Origin of the sequence: Neptunitalea lumnitzerae, from assembly GCF_027924185.1 — a bacterium.
Lineage (GTDB): Bacteria > Bacteroidota > Bacteroidia > Flavobacteriales > Flavobacteriaceae > Neptunitalea > Neptunitalea lumnitzerae.
In genome coordinates, this window is record NZ_BRVO01000001.1 from 1330769 (window position 1) to 1351066 (window position 20298).

General features: G+C 34.6%; 13 protein-coding genes and 1 pseudogene. 3 read left to right on the forward strand and 11 right to left on the reverse strand.

Annotated elements, in window-relative coordinates:
* Positions 1 to 82 precede the first annotated feature (82 nt).
* The gene (locus Y10_RS05840) at positions 83 to 6169 is read left to right on the forward strand and encodes a choice-of-anchor L domain-containing protein (protein WP_281764427.1); all 6087 of its coding nucleotides are present in this window, start codon (positions 83 to 85) and stop codon (positions 6167 to 6169) included.
* An 85-nt stretch (positions 6170 to 6254) separates the two neighbouring features.
* Here the strand turns inward: Y10_RS05840 and Y10_RS05845 are convergent, their stop codons facing one another.
* The 3 genes from Y10_RS05845 to gcvP form a co-directional block, all read right to left on the reverse strand.
* The gene (locus tag Y10_RS05845; protein ID WP_281764428.1) at positions 6255 to 6776 is read right to left on the reverse strand and encodes a methyltransferase domain-containing protein; all 522 of its coding nucleotides are present in this window, start codon (positions 6774 to 6776) and stop codon (positions 6255 to 6257) included.
* Between the two features lie 25 nt (positions 6777 to 6801).
* The gene (locus Y10_RS05850) at positions 6802 to 7863 is read right to left on the reverse strand and encodes a 3-oxoacyl-ACP synthase III family protein (protein ID WP_281764429.1); all 1062 of its coding nucleotides are present in this window, start codon (positions 7861 to 7863) and stop codon (positions 6802 to 6804) included.
* Between the two features lie 172 nt (positions 7864 to 8035).
* Positions 8036 to 10879, reverse strand: coding sequence for an aminomethyl-transferring glycine dehydrogenase (gene gcvP, locus Y10_RS05855; protein WP_281764430.1), 2844 nt, complete (start codon positions 10877 to 10879; stop codon positions 8036 to 8038).
* A gap of 202 nt (positions 10880 to 11081) precedes the next feature.
* On the opposite strand from gcvP, the gene Y10_RS05860 reads away from it, so the two are divergent.
* Positions 11082 to 11903 (forward strand): UbiA prenyltransferase family protein, encoded by an 822-nt coding sequence (locus Y10_RS05860; RefSeq protein WP_281764431.1) that lies wholly within the window; start codon positions 11082 to 11084, stop codon positions 11901 to 11903.
* On the opposite strand, the gene Y10_RS05865 is transcribed toward Y10_RS05860, so the two are convergent.
* From Y10_RS05865 to Y10_RS05900, 8 genes are all read right to left on the reverse strand, one after another.
* Positions 11879 to 12142 (reverse strand): glycine dehydrogenase, encoded by a 264-nt coding sequence (locus Y10_RS05865; RefSeq protein WP_281764432.1) that lies wholly within the window; start codon positions 12140 to 12142, stop codon positions 11879 to 11881. The two genes, Y10_RS05860 and Y10_RS05865, sit on opposite strands and share 25 nt — an antisense overlap.
* A 4-nt stretch (positions 12143 to 12146) precedes the next feature.
* Positions 12147 to 12707 carry a sigma-70 family RNA polymerase sigma factor gene (locus tag Y10_RS05870; RefSeq protein ID WP_281764433.1) on the reverse strand — a complete coding sequence of 187 codons (561 nt, stop codon included), beginning with the start codon at positions 12705 to 12707 and terminating at the stop codon, positions 12147 to 12149.
* Between the two features lie 50 nt (positions 12708 to 12757).
* Positions 12758 to 13147: a hypothetical protein gene (locus Y10_RS05875; RefSeq protein WP_281764434.1), complete on the reverse strand. Its 390-nt coding sequence runs from the start codon at positions 13145 to 13147 to the stop codon at positions 12758 to 12760.
* Between the two features lie 346 nt (positions 13148 to 13493).
* The gene (locus tag Y10_RS05880; RefSeq protein WP_281764435.1) at positions 13494 to 14402 is read right to left on the reverse strand and encodes a TIGR01777 family oxidoreductase; all 909 of its coding nucleotides are present in this window, start codon (positions 14400 to 14402) and stop codon (positions 13494 to 13496) included.
* 50 nt (positions 14403 to 14452) lie between these two features.
* Positions 14453 to 14956, reverse strand: coding sequence for a GbsR/MarR family transcriptional regulator (locus tag Y10_RS05885; protein ID WP_281764436.1), 504 nt, complete (start codon positions 14954 to 14956; stop codon positions 14453 to 14455).
* A gap of 95 nt (positions 14957 to 15051) precedes the next feature.
* Complete coding sequence (locus Y10_RS05890) at positions 15052 to 17073, reverse strand: M3 family metallopeptidase (RefSeq protein ID WP_281764437.1); 2022 nt, start codon at positions 17071 to 17073, stop codon at positions 15052 to 15054.
* Positions 17074 to 17384: 311 nt separating this feature from the next.
* Positions 17385 to 17870 carry a 5-(carboxyamino)imidazole ribonucleotide mutase gene (gene purE / locus Y10_RS05895; protein WP_281764438.1) on the reverse strand — a complete coding sequence of 162 codons (486 nt, stop codon included), beginning with the start codon at positions 17868 to 17870 and terminating at the stop codon, positions 17385 to 17387.
* A 5-nt stretch (positions 17871 to 17875) separates the two neighbouring features.
* Entirely contained in the window at positions 17876 to 19036 is a 1161-nt protein-coding gene (locus Y10_RS05900) for a 5-(carboxyamino)imidazole ribonucleotide synthase (RefSeq protein WP_281764439.1), read from the reverse strand.
* A 137-nt stretch (positions 19037 to 19173) separates the two neighbouring features.
* Between Y10_RS05900 and Y10_RS05905 the strand changes: the two are divergent.
* A pseudogene (locus Y10_RS05905) lies at positions 19174 to 20292 on the forward strand (adenylate kinase).
* Positions 20293 to 20298 lie beyond the last annotated feature (6 nt).

A 20298-nucleotide genomic window follows, 5' to 3' on the forward strand; every position in this document is an offset into this window, starting at 1 on the left:
TAAGAATTGTTAAGCTAATTTTATGAAAATGTTGAGAAATATTTTCTAATTGCTATATTTATGATGTCAAAAACTCAAAGCAATGATGAAAAAATACTTATTTATTTTATCCTTATTATTTCTCTGTAAATCAGTTGTATATGGTTTTAATGTAAATAAAAAGGAATCTGAAAATCCAAAATTATTAAAATCGTTCGCTATTAACTCAAAAGGGAGTGATTTTTTTAGTAAAATAATTTTGAGTGAAAGAGATGACCTTAATAGCGTATTAGTAACAAAAAACAGTGATTTTGTTTGTTTTGATGTTACCAATATTGTAGTTGATGCATTAGACCAAACTACAGTTGATTTTTCTTGGACGGCAGGCGGTACAGAAACCGATTGGGAGTATGTTGTACAAGCTGCCGGTACAGGTGTGCCAACTGCAAGCGGAACTGCGGTAACTACACTTACGGTTAATGAAACAGGATTAACAGCGGCAACTGATTATGAGATTTATGTTAGAGCAGATTGCGGTGCTGGAGATTATGGTGCTTGGGTAGGGCCAGTAGCTTTTACTACGGCTTGTACTGATGTGTCTAATGTTACTGTGAATAGTTTAACCTTTGATTCTGTTACTTTTACCTGGACGAATGGAGGAGCAGAAAGTAATTGGGAGTTTGTGGTTCAGTCTCAAGGACAAGGGGTTCCAACTGTAAACGGTACGGCAACAGCTAATACGTTTGCTTCTGAAACAGGCTTAACACCAAATACAAACTATGAAATTTACGTAAGATCTGATTGTGGTAACGGAAATTACGGTGAATGGATAGGGCCTGTTGATTTTTTAACGCCTTGTGCTAATCCAACAATTCTTTCTGTAGATTATATAACAGATGAAGAAGCTACTGTATCTTGGGCGCCAGGAGCAAATGAGACCGATTGGGAAGTTTCTATGAATTTTTCAGGAATGGGAGTGCCTACTACCAATATTTTTCCTACATCGGGAGCTACAGAGTTGCAATTTTTTAATTTAATTCCTGAAACGGAGTATGATGTTTATATACGAGCTAATTGTGGTAATGGGAATTATAGTGAATGGATAGGGCCGTTTGTGTTTACTACCATGATAGAAACAGATTATGTAATAGATTGTAATGCGGGGCCGCTAACATTAGATTTTTGTTATCTGAATAACCAACAAATTATGTTTTCTTTTACTAATACCGAACCATTAACAGTGCTTGATTTAGCATTTAACTCTGGAATGGTAGAAGATATGGTAGATGAAATTAGAGTATTTGATAGTGATGGTACAACTTTATTATATTCAGGATATGGAAACTCAGGTGATTTGTCGGGGCTTGAATTCACGTCTACAGATTCAGAGATTTTTTTACTTATAACAACCAATGAAACCAACAGTTGTGATACTGGAGAGATAACAGACTCAATGAACTTTACGGTAAGCTGTAACACATGTACTATTTTTCAAGATCCTACTTTTGAGTTGTACAGTAATTGTTCAAATGGTCAATCTGGATTTTATGTAAACGTTTTGGTGCCAGATATGGGATTAGCTGATTCTTTAAGTATTACCGATAATCAAGGAACACCGGCGGTGCCTGTACCGGCAACAGGTGTATACCAAATAGGGCCTTATGATAATGGAGATAATGTTGTGGTTACGGTAGCTAATAGTAACAATGCCTTATGTTTTGTGGAAAGTAGTGTGTTTACACAGACAGAATGCCCGCCAATGAGCATTAGTTATACCCAGTATACCCATGAGGAATTAGTAGAAGAGGTTTTAATAAAAAACGATTGTGCTCAAATAAGTAACGTGAATGCCTCCACAGGGATTAATTTTGGAGAGGAGTTTAATGGGGTAGCCTATTTTTATGATGCCCCTGGTTTTAATTTTAACTCTGGGTTAGTGTTAGTTTCTGGTGATGCTAGTAAAGTGCCCGGACCTAATGGCGGTACGGCTAATTCTGATGGTACAATGGCAGGATGGCCTGGTGATCCTTATATGGATACATTAGCTTCTCAGGTTTTAGGGACTTCTACTAATACTTACAATGAGTCGTATATTGAGTTTGATTTTGTTCCTGTAGACAATTTTATAAGTTTTGACTTTGTTTTTGCATCTGAAGAATATGGTACTGATTTTGAGTGTCAATTTTCTGATGTTTTTGCCTTTATATTAACGGATCCGTCAGGGGTTTCTACCAATTTGGCTATCATACCAGGAACAACGCCTCCGCAACCCGTTTCAGTATTAAGTGTAAATGGTGGAGGTTTTACTACTCCCACTACCTGTGGAGCTGCTAACCCTGGGTATTTCGGTGGATATTATGGATCCGGAACTGGAGTTATTGATTTTAATGGCTATACACAAGTGTTTACAGCGCAATCTCCTGTAGTATCAGGAAACACATATCATATTAAATTGAGTGTGGTAGATGCTGGAGATGCTAATTATGATTCTGCTGTATTTTTAGGAGAAGGAACTTTTAATATAGGAAATGCTTTAGGGGAAGATCTTACTGTTATAGGTCAGACAGCTCCATGTAAAGATGAAGAAGTTGTGTTGGAAGTTGATAACGACCCTAATGCAACCTATGAGTGGTATTTTGAAGGTACATTAATACCAGGTGAAGATACCTATTCATACACGGTTACTTCTATAGAAAATGGAGGGCTTGGTGCTGGAACATATAGCGTATATGCAGCTTTAACAGTTACTTGTCCTATAGAAGATGAAATTTATATTGAGTTTGCAGAAGACCCTATAATTAATACTATTGATCCTTATGTGCTCTGTGAAAACGCTCCGGTTGATGGTTATGATATATTTGATTTGACAACTCTTGAAACTGAAATTTTAGGAGGGCAAACTAACATTGATATAACCTTTTATGAAACTGAGCAAGGTGCAATTGATGGTACTAATACAGATTTAATTCCTATACCAGATAACTACCCTAATATGGTACCTTATGAGCAAACTGTTTATATACGTTTAGAGAATACTGTTTTTGGATGTACTTCTGTAAACGAGGTGAGATTAATAGTTTCTCATGTGGGGGTTAATGAACCTGATGAAACTGTAGAGGTTTGTGATGAGGTTACACCAGGAGATGGTTATGAAGAGTTTGACTTAACCGAAATGGGCGACTATATTATGGGGGGGCAAACAGCGCCTGATTATCTGATTTCTTACTATACTAGTTTTACGGATGCTTTAAACGGTTTTGCTGCAGATCAGATAGCAACTCCTGAAGCCTTTACCAATACAGAACAATGGGGGCAAACTATTTATGTAAGAGTAGATGGTACAGCTCATGGTTGTAATGCTATAGTAGATTTTGATATAGTTGTAAATCCGTTGCCAGATGTAATAACACTTGACCCTTATTATGGTTGTGATTATGATGGTACAGGAATTGTGACTTATTATTTGAATGATAAGACCGATGAAATTTTAAATGGTCAAACGGGTATTAGTGTAACATTCTATGACTCTATGGACGATTTGGAAGATCAGATTAATGCATTGCCAAATGCCTATGTGAATTCTGAAGTTACACACGATATATATGTGCGCCTAGAGAACCCTGTAACGGGTTGTTATAATACCACGGTGCTTACTTTAATGAATATGGATGTTCCTGTAATGAATGCACCAACTACATTAACTTTTTGTGATGATGATAATGATGGTTTTGGTGAGTTTTATTTAGAGCAAACGGCTTTAGATGTAGTGCCTGCTGATGGTAATGATTATACTGTTACGTTTCACGTTACTCAATCAGATGCTGAAAATGATGTAAACGTATTTACAAGTCCATATGAAAACATAGTACAAGATAACCAGACTATATATGTACGTGTAGAGAATGATTTGACGGGTTGTTATGATGTAGATCCGCTACCGTTAATTGTAAATCCTACACCTGTAGTGCCTTTTGATTTGCCAGATATGGAAATTTGTGATGATCAGTTAGCTGATGGTAGAGCTGAGTTTGATTTAAGTGAGCAAAATGTAAATGTATACGGTTCTCAAAGCACGGCAGATTTTACTATTAGCTATTATGAGACTGAGATAGAAGCAGTAGATGCAGTAAATGCTATATCTACTAATTATTATGTGAATCAGGTTGCTTTTCTACAAACTATATATGTACGTTTAGAAGATAATGTAACTGGGTGTTTTACAGTACGTGATTTTGATTTAATAGTGAATCCTAATCCGGTTATTAACCCAAGTTATGATTACGACTTAGCTTTATGTGATGATTTTGGTCAACCAGGTGATCAGATCACTGAATTTGATTTAACAGTTAAGAATGATGAAATTACTGGTGGTGTAAACGGATATATTGTTAGTTATTATGAGACAGAAGCCGATGCAGAGGTAGGTGTAAATGCTATTGCAGATGATACAGCTTATGAGAATACTGTAAGTCCATATACCTTACATGTGAGAGTAGAGGATGCTAATACAGGTTGTTATAGCTTAACTACGTTAACGTTGAGAGTATTAAATAACCCATCACCACAAGAAGTTAATCCTGAATTGGAGGTTTGTGATGATGATTCTGATGGTGATAGCACCAACGGGCAAGCAGAGTTTGATTTAACCTTAAACGAGGAAGAATTATTAAATGGTGAGTTAGGGGTAACTGCAACGTACTATGAAACCTATCAAGATGCTTTTGACGGTACCAATGCAATACCAAATCCTGAGGCTTATTATAACACGGTTCAGTTTGCGCAAACCATTTATGTTGGTGTAACTAATGATGATACGGGTTGTTTAACTATTGTAACTATTGATATTAATGTGAATTCATTACCAGAGGTAACGGATGAGCCTACATATTTCCTTTGTGAGGTAGATAATGATGATGTGGAAACAATTCTGTTAACTGATATGGATAGCTTTGTATTAGATGAAGGTGATGCTACCGGTTTAGAAATTACCTATTATGAAACGGAAGCGAATGCAATAGATGATGAGGAAGAGTACGTGAATTCAACCATTACTATAAATGGCACCGAGCAAATTTATGCAAGAGTTGAAAATACCGATACTGGATGTTATAGCGTTGTAGGTTTCTTAATTGATATTGAACAAGCGCCTTTAGCCTTTACGCCAGACCCAATTGTATATTGTGAAAGCTTAGGAGCAGACGGATATTATAACAATGATGGAGTTGAGGTATTTAACTTAGAAGAGGTAATTGAAACCATTAGAGGTAGTCAAGACCCTGATACGTATCCTGTAGCTATCTACACAAGCTTAGCAGATGCAGAAGCAGGTATAAACGCTATTCCTACAGATGAGTTAAACCCATATACTAGCGGAACAGCTACCTTATATGCAGTGGTAACTAATGTAAATACAACATGTACTAATGGAGACCCTATAGTGATTGAATTAATAGTAGAGCCTATTCCTGAAATATCATTAGAAAATGCTGAAGGTATTATTTGTACCGATGCAACTAACAACCCTGTAATAGGGACTGATTTAGGAGCTGAGTATATCTACCAATGGAATACAGGAGAAACTACTCCTACCATTGAAATTACAGAAGCTGGGGAATACTATGTTACGGTTACAGATCCAACAACAATTAATCAGTGTGCTTATGAAAGTAACCATGTGTATTACGAAGAGGCTTCTTTACCAGCAGTAACACCAACCGTAGTACAATCTGAAATATTTGACGGACAGAATTCTGTACAGGTGACTGCTAATGGAGCTGGTGTATCTGAATACGGATATCAATTAGACAACGGCTCTATGCAATACTCAGGAACGTTTAACAACGTAGAACCAGGTATTCATACGGTTACTATAACAGAATTGAATGGTTGTGGTAGCCTAACATTAGAAGTGAGCGTAATAGACTATATGAAGTACTTTACACCAAACGGAGATGGTGTGAATGACACTTGGAGAGTAATAGGCTTAGAAAGCCAAGAAAACGCTCAGGTGTTTATTTTTGACCGCCAAGGTAAAATGGTAAAACAAATGAACGCTACTAGCGATGGGTGGAATGGTACTTTTAACGGTAATCTATTACCATCTAGTGATTACTGGTTTAAAGTGGTGTATACAGAACCATCAACAGGTGAAGTAAGAGAATTTAATAGTCACTTCTCGTTAAAACGATAGTGAGTTTATAAATCATAAAAAAGGGATGTTTTAATTAAAACATCCCTTTTTTTATATCCTGTATTTATTCGTAAGTTTTCAAAATTCAAGAAACTTTTTCTGCGTAGACAATATAATATCTATTGGTAAAAAGTCTTAAAAACGGTCGTATACCAATTTTTTTTACTGGGTTTGTCCATTTTTTAGAATCAATAATTTCCCATCCTGTTTTTTCTAAGAGCCAGTCTAACTGCCAGTCTTCAAACTCATGGTAATGTCTGTCCCATTTATCCGTTTTACTTTTATAAGCCGGGGAGAACCATAGTCTTAAAGGTATAGAAATAATAATTTTATTAGCCTTAATATTTTTTAAAAGTGTATATGGGTTTAGTAGATGCTCCAGTATTTCAAAAGCAGTAACCACATCACAATCACTATTTATTATCGGTGCTAAATTTTCATCTAAGTCTTCACCAGAGGTATTGGTTACTTTAAAGCCTTCTTCTTTCATAATTTTAGAAAAAGGATTCTCTACCCCCAAATCTAATAAGTTACTATTAGTAGGGACGTGTTTTTTTAAAAAGCGCAGGGTTTCATTATATCGCTTTTTAGGATAATATTTATACATAGTTAGTTTATGAGGTTTTATAAACTTATACTTTGTAGGTAATGGCATTAATATTCATTCCGGCACCTACGCTTGCGAATATAACAATATCTCCTTTATTGATGTCATGATTTTCTATTTTACCTTGCTTTACCATATCTAGTAGGGTAGGAATGGTTGCTACAGAGCTATTTCCTAATTTTTGTATGCACATAGGCATAATGTTTTCAGGAGGTAATTGTTTGTAAAGTTTGTAGAACCTTTTAATAATGGCTTCATCCATTTTTTCATTTGCTTGGTGGATGAATATTTTTTTTACATCATCAATTCCGTAGCCAGATTTGTCTAAGCACTCTTTCATGGCGTGAGGTACTTTAAGGCAGGCAAATTCGTATATTTTTCTACCGTTCATTTTAATATATCTGGTATCTCTGCAGGAGTCTTGGTTGAATGATGCGGCTAAGTTTAGATAGTAGGTTTCATTGTTGCTAGAGTAGGTAGCAGATTCATGAGATAGAATTCCACCTTCATCAGAGGAAGCTTCAATAATAGTTGCACCTGCACCATCTGAAAAAATCATGGAGTCTCTATCATGTTTATCTACCACTCTAGAGAGTGTTTCTGCACCAATGACTAAGCATTTTTTAGCCATACCAGCTTTTATAAAAGCCTGTGCTTGTATAACACCTTCTAACCATCCTGGGCACCCAAATATTAAATCGTAAGCTACACATTTAGGGTTTTGAATACCTAATGAATGTTTTACTCTTGCAGCAATGCTAGGTACCATGTCTGTTTGTACAGTGCCACTTTTTACATCGCCAAAATTATGTGCTACAATAATATAATCTAATGTTTCAGGGTCTATTTGTGCATTGTCAATAGCTTTTTCAGCAGCAAAATAGGCTAGGTCTGAAGTATGATGGTACGGCTTAGCATACCTTCTTTCGTAAATTCCCGTGATAGCTTTGAATTTTTCAATGATTACTTCATTTTCCTGATCGAATTTGGTTCCATCATTGTTTAAGAATTCATGATTATTAAACTCTTGGTTTAATTGTATTGTGGTAGGAATAAATGAACCTACACCTGAAATTTTGATATTCATAAGATCACAAATTTATACATCATCTAAAGGTAAAATAAATCAGTATTGTTAGCCTGTATTTTTAAGAAATGCTACGATGCCCAAATTAGTAAAATTATATAGGTATAAAAAAAAACGGGTTGCCAAATTTTTGGCAACCCGTATGAATAAAGATATTTTTTTAAAAAATTAATTACATGTACGATTCTATAGGAGCGCAAGTACAAATTAAATTACGATCTCCATACGCATCATCAACCCTTCTTACAGCTGGCCAAAATTTATTTTCGGCAATGTACGGTAGCGGGTAAGCAGCCTTTTCTCTTGTGTAAGGCAAGTCCCAAGTTTCAGCAGTTAACATCCCTAATGTGTGAGGTGCGTTTTTAAGTACATTGTTAGCGTCTTCTACAGAGGCTTCATCAATCTCTTTTCTAATAGAAATTAGTGCGTTACAGAAGGTGTCTAATTCAGCAAGATTTTCACTTTCTGTAGGTTCAATCATAATAGTACCTGCAACCGGGAAAGAAACCGTTGGTGCATGGAAACCATAATCAATTAAACGTTTTGCAATGTCAGTTACTTCAATACCATTCTTTTTAAATGGGCGGCAGTCAATAATCATTTCGTGTGCTGCTCTACCACATTCTCCCGTATAAAGTGTATTATAGTGACCTTCTAACTTGTTTTTAATATAGTTAGCATTTAAGATAGCGTGTTTAGTAGCGCTTGTAAGTCCTTCAGAGCCTAGCATTGTAATATATCCGTAAGATATTAAACATACCAAAGCACTTCCCCATGGAGCAGAAGATATAGCTGTAATAGCTTTTTCTCCACCTGTTTTAATAATTGGGTTACCTGGTAAAAACTCAGCTAAATGTGCAGCTACACAAATTGGTCCAACACCTGGTCCACCACCACCATGTGGTATTGCAAATGTTTTGTGTAAGTTTAAGTGGCAAACATCGGCACCAATAGTAGCAGGGTTTGTTAAGCCTACTTGTGCATTCATGTTTGCACCATCCATATATACTTGCCCGCCGTTATCATGGATAATCTTTGTAATTTCTTTAATAGAAGATTCAAAAACTCCGTGGGTAGAAGGGTAAGTAACCATTAAAGACGAAAGGTTGTCTTTGTGTAATTCAGCTTTAGCTTTTAAGTCTTCTACATCAATGTTTCCTTTATCGTCTGTTTTGGTAACAACTACTTTCATACCAGCCATTACAGCCGATGCAGGGTTAGTACCGTGTGCAGAAGCAGGAATTAAACAGATGTTTCTGTGGTGATCTCCGTTAGCTTCGTGATAAGCTTTAATTACCATAAGACCAGCGTACTCACCTTGAGCGCCAGAGTTTGGTTGTAAAGAGGTAGCAGCAAAACCAGTAATAACGTTTAACTGTTCTTCCAAACGTTTTAATATTTGCTGGTATCCTTCAGCTTGATTAATTGGTGCAAAAGGGTGAATATTTCCCCATTCTGCCCAGCTAATAGGTAGCATTTCAGAAGCTGCATTTAACTTCATAGTACAAGAACCAAGAGAAATCATTGAATGATTTAATGAAAGGTCTTTACGTTCTAGTTTTTTAATATAACGCATTAAAGCAGTTTCTGAGTGGTACTGATTAAATACGTCTAATGTTAAGAACTCAGAAGTTCTTTTATTGCTTTCAGGAATTGCACTCTCGGTAGTAAAGGCAGTTACTTTTTCTGTAGCAGTACCTTTTACCTCTGCAAATATTGCTATGATGTTATTTACATCTTCAATAGTTGTAGTTTCATTAAGTGCAATGCTTATATTGTTGTCGTCTATATAATAGAAGTTGATTTCTTTAGCTTCTGCTAGTGCTTTTACTTTAGCAGCATCTGCATTTACAACAAGCGTATCAAAGTATGATTTGTTTACAACTTCAATTCCTAACTTATCTAATTCAGTAGCTACTGTTGTAGTTGCATTATGTACATGGTTAGCAATATAGGTTAATCCTTTTGGGCCATGGTATACAGCGTACATACCTGCCATAACGGCTAATAAAACCTGAGCTGTACAGATATTAGAAGTAGCTTTATCTCTTTTAATATGTTGTTCACGCGTTTGTAGAGCCATACGTAAAGCACGGTTACCATCGGTGTCTTTAGTTACCCCAATAATACGTCCTGGTATGTTTCTTTTATAGGCTTCTTTAGTAGCAAAGAAAGCAGCGTGTGGTCCTCCGTATCCTAATGGAATACCAAAACGTTGGGTAGTACCTACTACTACGTCTGCGCCAAATTCGCCAGGAGGTGTTAATAAAACCAAACTTAAAATATCGGCAGCAACCGCAAATTTAATTTCATTTTCTTGTGCTTTTTTGGCAAAGGCACTATAGTCAAATACTTCCCCATATTTACCTGGGTATTGTAGTAAAGCACCATAAAAGTCTTTTGAGAAGTCAAACGTACGGTGGTCACCAATTACTAATTCAATACCTAATGGAAGTGCTCTAGTTTCTAATAAAGAAAGTGTTTGTGGTAAAATTTCTTCTGAAACAAAGAATTTGTTCACGTTTTCTTTTTTCTGAGCTCTGCTTCGTACCTCAAACAACATGGTCATAGCTTCAGCTGCAGCTGTACTTTCGTCAAGTAAAGAAGCATTAGCAAGTTCCATACCTGTTAAATCGGTAATCATTGTTTGGAAATTTAACAAGGCCTCTAATCTACCTTGTGCAATTTCTGCTTGGTATGGGGTGTATGCTGTGTACCATCCTGGGTTTTCTAAGATATTTCTTTTGATTACAGAAGGCGTAATACTCTCGTGATATCCTAAACCAATGAATGATCTAAAAATCTGGTTCTTTTTTGCAATACTGTGAAGATGATTCAAATACGCCTGTTCGCTCATGGCTTCAGGAAGGTCAAGGGGAGCGTTTAATTTAATGTCATCTGGAATAGTTTCATAGATCAATTGATCTAAGTTATCTACACCAATGGTAGTTAACATTTGATTTAGCTCGTTTTCATTCGGGCCAATGTGGCGCAGTGCAAAAGAATCTGTTCTCATCCGCTTTATGTAAATAATTGTATTGTTGAATTTTATGCGCGCAAAAGTACTGATTAAATTTTTTATTACAATATGCAGTGATATAAAGTTGTAAACTAAAAAATAGCCTAATGTGAATAAAATAATCGAGGTGTGTGGTTATAAATTGTAAGTGAACGTATAAAAAAAAAGAGGTGTGCTAAAATAATGATATTTTTGCCTTATGTGGCTTTTTAGAAAAATACTAAAGTTTTATATAGAGGCAAGTATTCATGTGGCAATATCTGTGGCATGTTTAACAGCATTAACGTTTGAAAAGTTTCAAATTCCTTTAGATATAGATTTATGTATAGTGGCTTTTTTGGCAACCATTTCTAGCTATAACTTTATGAAATATGCTACTAATGCCCAATCGTATTTTAGAGTACATGGGGTGTATTTAAAATTTATACAGGGCGTAAGTATTTTGTGTACTATAATTATGATAGTGCTCATGTTTTTCTTGAGCTTAAGAGTACTTATGGTATTGGCACTTTCCAGCGTTTTTACAGCTATTTATGCATTGCCATTGCTTCCTGGTAATAAGAGTTTTAGAAGTTTGCATGGTTTAAAAATATATATGGTAGGTTTTTGCTGGGCATTAATAACCGTAATAATACCTGTGGTAGATGACCATGAATCACTTTCTTTAGATGTATGGATTGAGTTTGTACAACGTTTTTTGGTGGTGGTAGTGCTTATTATACCGTTTGATATTAGAGATTTAAAAGACGATAGTTTAAGCTTAGGTACATTGCCACAGCAAATAGGGGTAAACAATGCAAAGCGTGTAGGGTATGCGGCTATGTTGTTGTTTTTAGGATTCACCTTTTTTAAAACAGACGTTCTAGTAAAAGAGGTAGTTGTGATGAGTGTTGTTACCTTACTAACCGTACTGGCCTTGTATTTTGCAAAAGAAAAACAACCTGAGTTCTACTGTGGTTTTTGGGTAGAGAGTATTCCTATTATTTGGTTTGTAGCCTATTTGCTACTACCTGCATTCTGAATCTCGGTATCAATTAAACTTTGAAGTTTTTGCTTCTCTTTGTTACAAATACATTTTACTTTCGACTTTTTTATAGCCTGAGTTAACGCTGTATTTTTTCTACTATATTCTTTGCACGATTTGCAAAATAGTAAATGAATATTAAGCTTTACTTTATCTGTGAAAGAAGCCTCTTGATATTGACTTTGGTCACAGATATAGCAATTTTTTTCGCAAATGGATAAAAATGAATTTTTCATGGATTTAATTTTTAAACCAGTTTTCTTGAAGGCAGTCAGCTAAACCTTTTCGGGCTCTATGAATGATTACCCATAGGTTAGACGAAGTCATGTTCAGTTCATTACAAATAGTTTCGGTGTCTAATCCTTCAATGGTTTTCATGGTAAACACCTGAGCTTGTTTTTTAGGTAGTTTGCTTAGGCAACTTTGAATAGCTAGCCCTAACTCTTCATTTTCCATAATCTCGTCAGCATTTAAACCATCTTCTTCTGCTCTTTCATCAATCCAGTTAGAAGATTCTTCACCATCATCTGTAGATAGTTGCATTCTAACTTCTGCTTTGGCTTTGTTAGAATTTATTTTTCGATAATGATCTATGATTTTTCGCTTTAATATGGAAAATAGCCAAGTGCGCTCGGCAGCTTCCCCTTTAAAATTAGGAATGGCTTTTAATGCAGCTAAAAAAGTATCTTGAACTATATCCTGAGCAATTTCTTCATCGTTTACTCTTACAATGGTGTAATTGTACAGATAATCTGCATGATTTTGAACCCATTGCTCAGGATGTAATTCGTTTAAAGGCATTTACTGTTTTTTATCAAAAATAGAGTATTTATTTTAAATAAAACAACTATTTAAATGGTAACGTTTTTATCCGTTATTTTCTTAGAAGTTGATTTTGCTTTTCTTTTTCCTCTAAAAAAGAAAAATAGATTTAAAAATAACATGCATCCTAAGTAAATTGAGAATTTGCCAATTTTAAAACTCAATTCTTCAATTAATAATTGATATGAATCGTTATGTAATTTTATTTTTAGAATGAGCAGAGCAAAACCAATATTTAAAAGGTAGAACCCGGTTTTAAAAAGTGTATTGGTAGCAGTGGAAATTTCTTCTCTTCCACTAAAAATATCGTTCATGTATACCAAGCTATTTTTAAATAAGGTTTTAGATACATAAATTGTTAACATGAATGCTATGGGGATGTAGATAAAATAGCCAATAATAATTTTTGATACTTCCATAATAATTAGAATTTGTTATTAATAAATTTGATGATAGTTAAAAGGTTGAGGTGATGTAATACACCAATAATTAAAAGTATTTGTGCTGTTTTTAAGGATACTACTTCCACCAAGTTGGTTAGGTTAATTATTGGTGGCCATTGAATTAATGTAGTTGCACAATAACCAATATTTAATAAGTAGTACCCTATAAGTAACAGTTGGTTTATTTTGAAGGATAATTGCTTGTTATTGCCGGTTAATGCAAGGGTAAAAGTTAAACCGTGTTTGTAACATAATTTACCAATCCTGTATATAATGATTGTGTTTACGGTGAAATAGATGATATGGGATAAAATTGCGTAGTTCATGCTAATAGGTTTTGTATAGCAGATTCTACAGTAGGATATTTGAATTCAAACCTTTCTTTCATAAGTCTCTCCGGATATACGTTTCTACTTTTAAGAATTAATTCTGTTTCGGTGCCAATTACTTTAGCTCCTAATTTTAATAATAGGGTAGGAGTGTTGATGCCTATCGAAATATTTGAATGTTTTCTTAAGTGTTGCATGAAATGATGATTAGAAATTGGAGTTGGCGCGGTAATATTGATAGCGCCTGTAAGTTGTTTTTTGAGTATAAATGCAATTGACCTAGCGAAGTCTATTTCATGAATCCAGCTTATCTTTTGTGCCCCATTACCTTGGTAACCACCAAGACCAAGATTTACAAGTTTTTTTAACATAGGAAAAGCACCTCCGTCATTTCCTAGAACAATGGATGTTCTAATAGAGGTTTTAAGCGTGTTGGATGTTTTGGTTTTGAAAAAAGCTTCTTCCCATGTTTTGGCTACCGTCATGGAAAAGTCGTTGCCTATATCTCCGTTTTTCTCAGTCATTAATTTGTTATGTGAATCTACATAAATAGTTGCTGTGGAGGCATTGATAAAGTGAATAGGAGGGGTTTTGCACATGAGAATGCCTTTGTTCAGAATTTCGGTGCTGTCTATTCTTGAGCTCATAATTGTGGCTTTATTTTTATTGGTGTATCTGCAGTTAACAGATTTTCCTGTGAGATTGATAAGGGCGTAAGCATTTTCTAGATGTTGTTGCCAGCTACCCATTTTTTTAGCATCCCAATTTATATAGGTAATATTGTTAATGGTTTTGCTTTGTTGCCTTGTAAGTATTATTATGTCGTAGGTTTCTTTGAAATAGTTAGATAGTACTTTCCCTAAAAAGCCTGTTCCGGCAGCAATAATTAATTTTCTTTTCATATTTTATTTTTTAAAATTTCAGAAAAAAATGAAACTATTGATTAAAAAAATTATGTTATAAGTTTTTTTAGCAGCTTGCCAAGCCAGTTATCATTGTATTCAGTTATTTTCTCTAAAGCATTATCGGCTTTTGCTACAAACTTATATAAACTGGTTGTTTGCTGTTTAAAATGTTTTTCTTTCGTTGTTTTATTTGCAGGTATAGAAGAAACCTCTTTTAAGACTTTAAGGGCTGGTTTAATCTCTCTTTTAGTTCTTTCTCTAGAGATTTTTATAGCCATTTCATCTAGATCTTTTTCGGCATAAAAGTACTCTCTTCGTTCTCCTTGCTTATAGTCTTTATAAACAATTCCCCAATCTATTAATGCACGTAAGTTCATGCTAGCATTTCCTCTTGAAATTTTCAACTCATCCATAATCTCTTCCATGGAAACAGACTCTGGAGAAATCATTAAGAATGCGTGTATTTGTGCCATTGTTTTATTAATGCCCCATTGAGAGCCCAAGGCACCCCAACTTTGTATAAATTTTTGTTTTGCATCTGAAAATTCCATACACCAAATGTAGTATAAGTTTTTGAATTTTCAAAAAAAAATGAAAGTTTAGGTAAGGATAAAGGCCGAAGTATTAAATTTCGGCCTTTTAATATTTATTTCTTCAATAAACCTGCTCTTCTTAATAAAGCTTCTGGGTTAGGTTCTGAACCTCTAAATTTTTTGTATAAATCCATTGGGTTTTCGGTACCTCCTTTAGATAAGACAAAAGTTAAAAATTTATCTGCTACCTCTTTATTGAAAATACCTTTCTCTAAGAATAATTCAAAAGCATCGGCATCTAATACTTCTGCCCATTTGTAGCTGTAATATCCAGAGGAATATCCTCCTTGGAAAATATGTGAGAACGATGTGCTCATACAGGTCTCTGGTGTATCCGGATACATTTTTGTGCTTTCAAAAGCAGCATTTTCATGTGTCTGAACATCGGTGATGTCTAATGGGTTAACTCCGTGCCAACTCATGTCTAATAAGCCAAAACTTAATTGTCTTATAGTTTGCATACCTTCCATAAAGGTGGCCGATTCTTTAATTTTTTCAACGTATTCCATAGGAATCACTTCGTTGGTTTCGTAGTGTTTTGCAAAAAGCTCTAAAGCGTCCTTTTCAAAGCACCAGTTTTCCATTACCTGACTAGGTAATTCTACAAAGTCCCAATAAACACTAGTTCCACTAAGGCTAGGGTAGGTAGTGTTAGCTAACATACCATGTAAGGCATGACCAAATTCATGGAATAAAGTAGTAACCTCATTAAAAGTTAATAAGGATGGTTTTGTAGCTGTAGGTCTGGTGAAATTGCACACAATAGAAATGTGTGGTCTACTGTTTTCTCCATTTTCTATATACTGACTCTTATAAGATGTCATCCAGGCTCCATTTCTTTTTCCTGGTCGTGGATGAAAATCGGTATAGAAAATAGCTACAAAAGTTCCTTCAGCATCGGTTACTTTATAGGTGGTAACTTCTTCATGGTATACATCAATATCCGTTATTTGCTCAAATTGTAAACCGTACAATTTATGCGCTACCTCAAATGCACCATTAACCACATTTTCTAATTTGAAATAAGGCTTAAGTTTCTCGTCATCTAGGTTGAAGAGTTGCTGTTTTAATTTTTCGCTATAAAAAGCACCATCCCATTTTTGTAGCGTATCTATACCATCTGTTTTTTTAGCAAAGTCGGTAAGCTTAGTAAATTCATCTTTAGCAGCAGGTAACGCTTTTTCTAACAATTCGTTTAAAAAGTTATTTACAGTTTCAGGAGTTTTTGCCATGCGCTCTTCTAATACAAAGTGCGCGTGTGTTTGGTACCCTAAAAGTTGAGCTCTTTGGTAGCGTAACTTGGCTATTTTTAAAACAATTTCTCTATTGTCCTTGTCATCTCCGTGAAATGCTTTACTACCAAAGGCTAAGCTAAGTTGTTTTCTTAGTTCTCGGTTTTCTGCATAGGTCATAAACGGAACGTAGCTAGGGTAGTCTAAGGTAAATAACCAACCTTCTTTTTCTTTAGCTTCTGCTAAGTTTTTGGCAGCTTCAACAGTACCTTCTGGCAATCCTTTTAAATCTTCTTCGTTAGTAATTAATAACTCAAAGCTTTGGGTGTCTGCTAGTACGTTTTCTCCAAATTGTAAACTTAATTTAGATAGCTCTTTGTCAATATCTCTTAAAGTATTCTTTTTATCTTCTGGTAAATTAGCACCGTTTCTAGAAAACCCTTTGTACTTTTTGTCTAGTAACATGGTTTGTTCAGGAGAAAGATCTAGATTGTCTTTAGACTCATATACCGTTTTAATACGCTCAAATAATTGCTCGTTCAATCTAATATCGTTACTAAATTCTGATAAAAGAGGAGATATTTCTTGTGCTTGTTTTTGAATAGTGTCATTAGTTTCTGCACTATTCAAATTAAAAAACATGCTTGTTAGTCTATCTAAATTGTATCCTGCATATTCTAACGCTTCTACAGTGTTTTCAAATGTTGGTTTCTCACTTGCTGTAGCAATAGCATCTATTTCCTTTTTGGTGTTTTCTATTTCTGTTTTAATGAGTGGCAGATAGTCCTCTGCTTTTATTTTAGAGAAAGGAGCCGTATTAAATTTTGTTTCAAATAATGACATGTTGATGTAATTTATCTGTTTAATATGTTTTTTGTCGAAATTTCTTAAAAAATAAATCGTGTTTTGCTAATGGTGTTAAAAATCCAGATATATTTGCTTCGATTACTACAGATTCTAATTGGTAAAACCTTTATTTATAGGAATTTTAAGTAATTAATAGCGATAAAGAAAGACCTCCTGTAAGGAGGTCTTTTTTTATGTATGTATTTTAAGAAATTCATGTAATTCAATCTTGCTTATAAGCTCAAATTTACAAAGAATTTGATTGTTAAATGCTAAAATTAGCTTAATGTATGATACTATAATACATATTATTGGTTTAGACTTTTAGCGCCTTCAATAACTTTTGTTTTAAGTCCTTCTTTATAAGCAATAATACGGTTAAGTACCGCTGCGTTAGAAGCTCCTATTATTTGTGCAGCAAGTATACCTGCATTTTTGGCTCCGTTTAATGCTACAGTTGCTACTGGTACACCACCAGGCATTTGTAAAATAGATAATACAGAATCCCATCCATCAATAGAATTACTGCTTTTTACAGGAACCCCAATTACAGGTAATGGAGACATAGATGCAACCATACCAGGTAAGTGAGCAGCACCACCAGCACCAGCAATAATTACTTGAATACCTCTGGTGTGAGCATTTTTACTAAAATCAAATAATTTCTCAGGAGTTCTGTGTGCCGAAACAATATCTACTTCAACCTCTAGTCCTAATTCTTTTAAAACATCTATAGCGTCTTGCATTACAGGTAGGTCACTAGTGCTACCCATTACAACGGCAATTTTACTCATGGTATTTAGTTTTGTGTACTTATTACTTTAATAGTGTTTTTAACTTCTTCTGCTATGCTTCTTGCTTTAGCTATATCTTCATTTACTATGGTAACGTGTCCCATTTTTCTAAAAGGACGTGTTTCTTTTTTACCATATATATGAGGAGTAACCCCAGACAACGCCATTATTTCTTCAATGTTTTCGTATTTCACATTACCAGTATGGCCTTCTGCACCTACAAGGTTAACCATAATACCAGCAACTTTACTGTGGGTATTTCCTAACGGTAAATTTAAAATAGCTCTTAGGTGCTGTTCAAATTGGTTTGTGTAGCTAGCTTCAATACTATAGTGTCCACTGTTATGTGGTCTTGGCGCTACTTCATTTACCAAAATTTCATCATCTTGGGTTTGAAACATTTCTACAGCTAATAGTCCTACATGCCCTATTGCTTTTGAAACTTCTACAGCCACTTGTTGTGCTTTTTGTGCTACTTCGTCAGATATTCTAGCAGGGCATATTACATACTCTACTTGGTTAGCTTCTGGGTGAAACTCCATTTCAACTACCGGGTAAGTAGCAACCTCTTCCTTAGGGTTTCTTGCAACAATAACAGCAAGTTCATTTTTAAAAGGAATCATTTCTTCTGCAATGCACTCTACATTAGGTAATCCCTCTAAATCTGTTACTTGTCTAATTACCTTAACACCGTTACCATCGTATCCAAATTGTGCGCTTTTCCAAACAAAAGGAAGTTTAACACCACCGTTTTCTATGGCGTCTTTAATTTCTGTGGTATAAGCAAAACGTGTAAATGGTGCTGTAGGGATGTTGTTATCTGTATAAAATAATTTTTGGGTAGCCTTGTTTTGTATAATGCGTAAGGTGTTAGAAGAAGGGTATACCTTAACGCCTTGTTTTTCTAAAGCTTCTAGCGCATCTACATTTACGTGTTCAATCTCAAAGGTAAGTACGTCTACATCTTTACCAAAGTTATACACGGTATCATAATCCATTAAATCACCTTGAGTAAAATCGTTACAGGCAATTTTACAAGGAGCCTCTGAGCTAGGGTCTATCACTTTGGTAAATATGTCATATTTACGTGTTTCGTATAAGATCATTTTACCTAATTGACCTCCGCCTAAAATACCTAGTTTAAAATCTGAAGAAAAATAATTCATTAGTTGTAAAAATGTATTTTTAAGATACTTAATAATTTGATTTTACAAAAATATCATATAAAATGTAAACAGCAGCTAAAAATAGTACAACTAAAATCAAAATACTATCTTTGTTGTACTGTTAAAACATTTGTATAGTGATACAATTACACGATAAGTTTTTTAAACCTTTTATTAGCTCACAGGAAATAAACGAAGCTATAGAAACAATGGCAACCCAAATAAGTAAAGACTTAGAAGGGGAAACACCCATTTTTGTAGCCATATTAAATGGCTCTTTTATGTTTGCTTCAGATTTTTTGAAAAAATATCCGGAAAATTGTGAAATTACCTTTTTGAAGTTAGCCTCTTATGAGGGTACCGAATCTACAGGTAAGGTAAAACAGTTGGTAGGGTTAAGTACTTCTTTAAAAAATAGATCGGTAGTTGTTCTAGAGGATATTATAGATACTGGAAATACAATTGTAGAGATTTCTAAGTTACTCAAAAATGAAGGAGTAAAAGATCTTAAGATTGCAACTTTATTTTATAAGCCAGAGGTGTATGATAAAGAGTTGCCAATAGATTATATTGGGTTAGAAATACCAAACAAGTTTATTGTTGGGTATGGGCTAGATTATGATGAGTTAGGAAGAAACTTACCGGAAGTGTATCAATTTTACAAACAAACAAAATAAACCATGATTAATCTAGTACTTTTTGGAAAGCCGGGAGCTGGTAAAGGAACACAAGCTACCATTTTAAAGGAAAAATATGAATTAGTGCACATTTCTACAGGAGATGTTTTCAGATTCAATATTAAGAACGAAACTAAGCTAGGAACACTTGCTAAGTCTTACATAGATAATGGAGAGTTAGTACCAGATGAGGTAACTATTAACATGTTAAGTGAAGAGGTGAAAAGTAATCCAGGAGCTAAAGGTTTTATTTTTGATGGATTTCCAAGAACTATAGCACAAGCTGAAGCACTTGATAAATTACTAGATTCTAATGCAATGTCTTTAGATGGTACAGTTGCTTTAGAGGCAGATGATGAGGTGCTTATTCAACGTTTACTTGAGCGTGGAAAAGTAAGTGGTAGATCTGATGATCAAGACGAAAGTAAAATTAGAAATCGTTTTGAGGAGTATAACGCTAAAACTTCTCCACTTATTAATTATTATAAAGAACAAGAAAAGTTTTACAGTGTAAATGGGATTGGTGATATTGAAGAAATTACCGAACGTTTAAGCGCTGTAATAGATAACTTAAAATAAAAGAAC

Coding starts and splice junctions, on each gene's coding strand:
- Y10_RS05840 (WP_281764427.1), top strand. CDS start 83: ATGATGAAAAAATACTTATTTATTTTATCCTTATTATTTCTCTGTAAA.
- Y10_RS05845 (WP_281764428.1), bottom strand. CDS start 6,776: ATGTATAAATATTATCCTAAAAAGCGATATAATGAAACCCTGCGCTTT.
- Y10_RS05850 (WP_281764429.1), bottom strand. CDS start 7,863: ATGAATATCAAAATTTCAGGTGTAGGTTCATTTATTCCTACCACAATA.
- gcvP (WP_281764430.1), bottom strand. CDS start 10,879: ATGAGAACAGATTCTTTTGCACTGCGCCACATTGGCCCGAATGAAAAC.
- Y10_RS05860 (WP_281764431.1), top strand. CDS start 11,082: ATGTGGCTTTTTAGAAAAATACTAAAGTTTTATATAGAGGCAAGTATT.
- Y10_RS05865 (WP_281764432.1), bottom strand. CDS start 12,142: ATGAAAAATTCATTTTTATCCATTTGCGAAAAAAATTGCTATATCTGT.
- Y10_RS05870 (WP_281764433.1), bottom strand. CDS start 12,707: ATGCCTTTAAACGAATTACATCCTGAGCAATGGGTTCAAAATCATGCA.
- Y10_RS05875 (WP_281764434.1), bottom strand. CDS start 13,147: ATGGAAGTATCAAAAATTATTATTGGCTATTTTATCTACATCCCCATA.
- Y10_RS05880 (WP_281764435.1), bottom strand. CDS start 14,402: ATGAAAAGAAAATTAATTATTGCTGCCGGAACAGGCTTTTTAGGGAAA.
- Y10_RS05885 (WP_281764436.1), bottom strand. CDS start 14,956: ATGGAATTTTCAGATGCAAAACAAAAATTTATACAAAGTTGGGGTGCC.
- Y10_RS05890 (WP_281764437.1), bottom strand. CDS start 17,073: ATGTCATTATTTGAAACAAAATTTAATACGGCTCCTTTCTCTAAAATA.
- purE (WP_281764438.1), bottom strand. CDS start 17,870: ATGAGTAAAATTGCCGTTGTAATGGGTAGCACTAGTGACCTACCTGTA.
- Y10_RS05900 (WP_281764439.1), bottom strand. CDS start 19,036: ATGAATTATTTTTCTTCAGATTTTAAACTAGGTATTTTAGGCGGAGGT.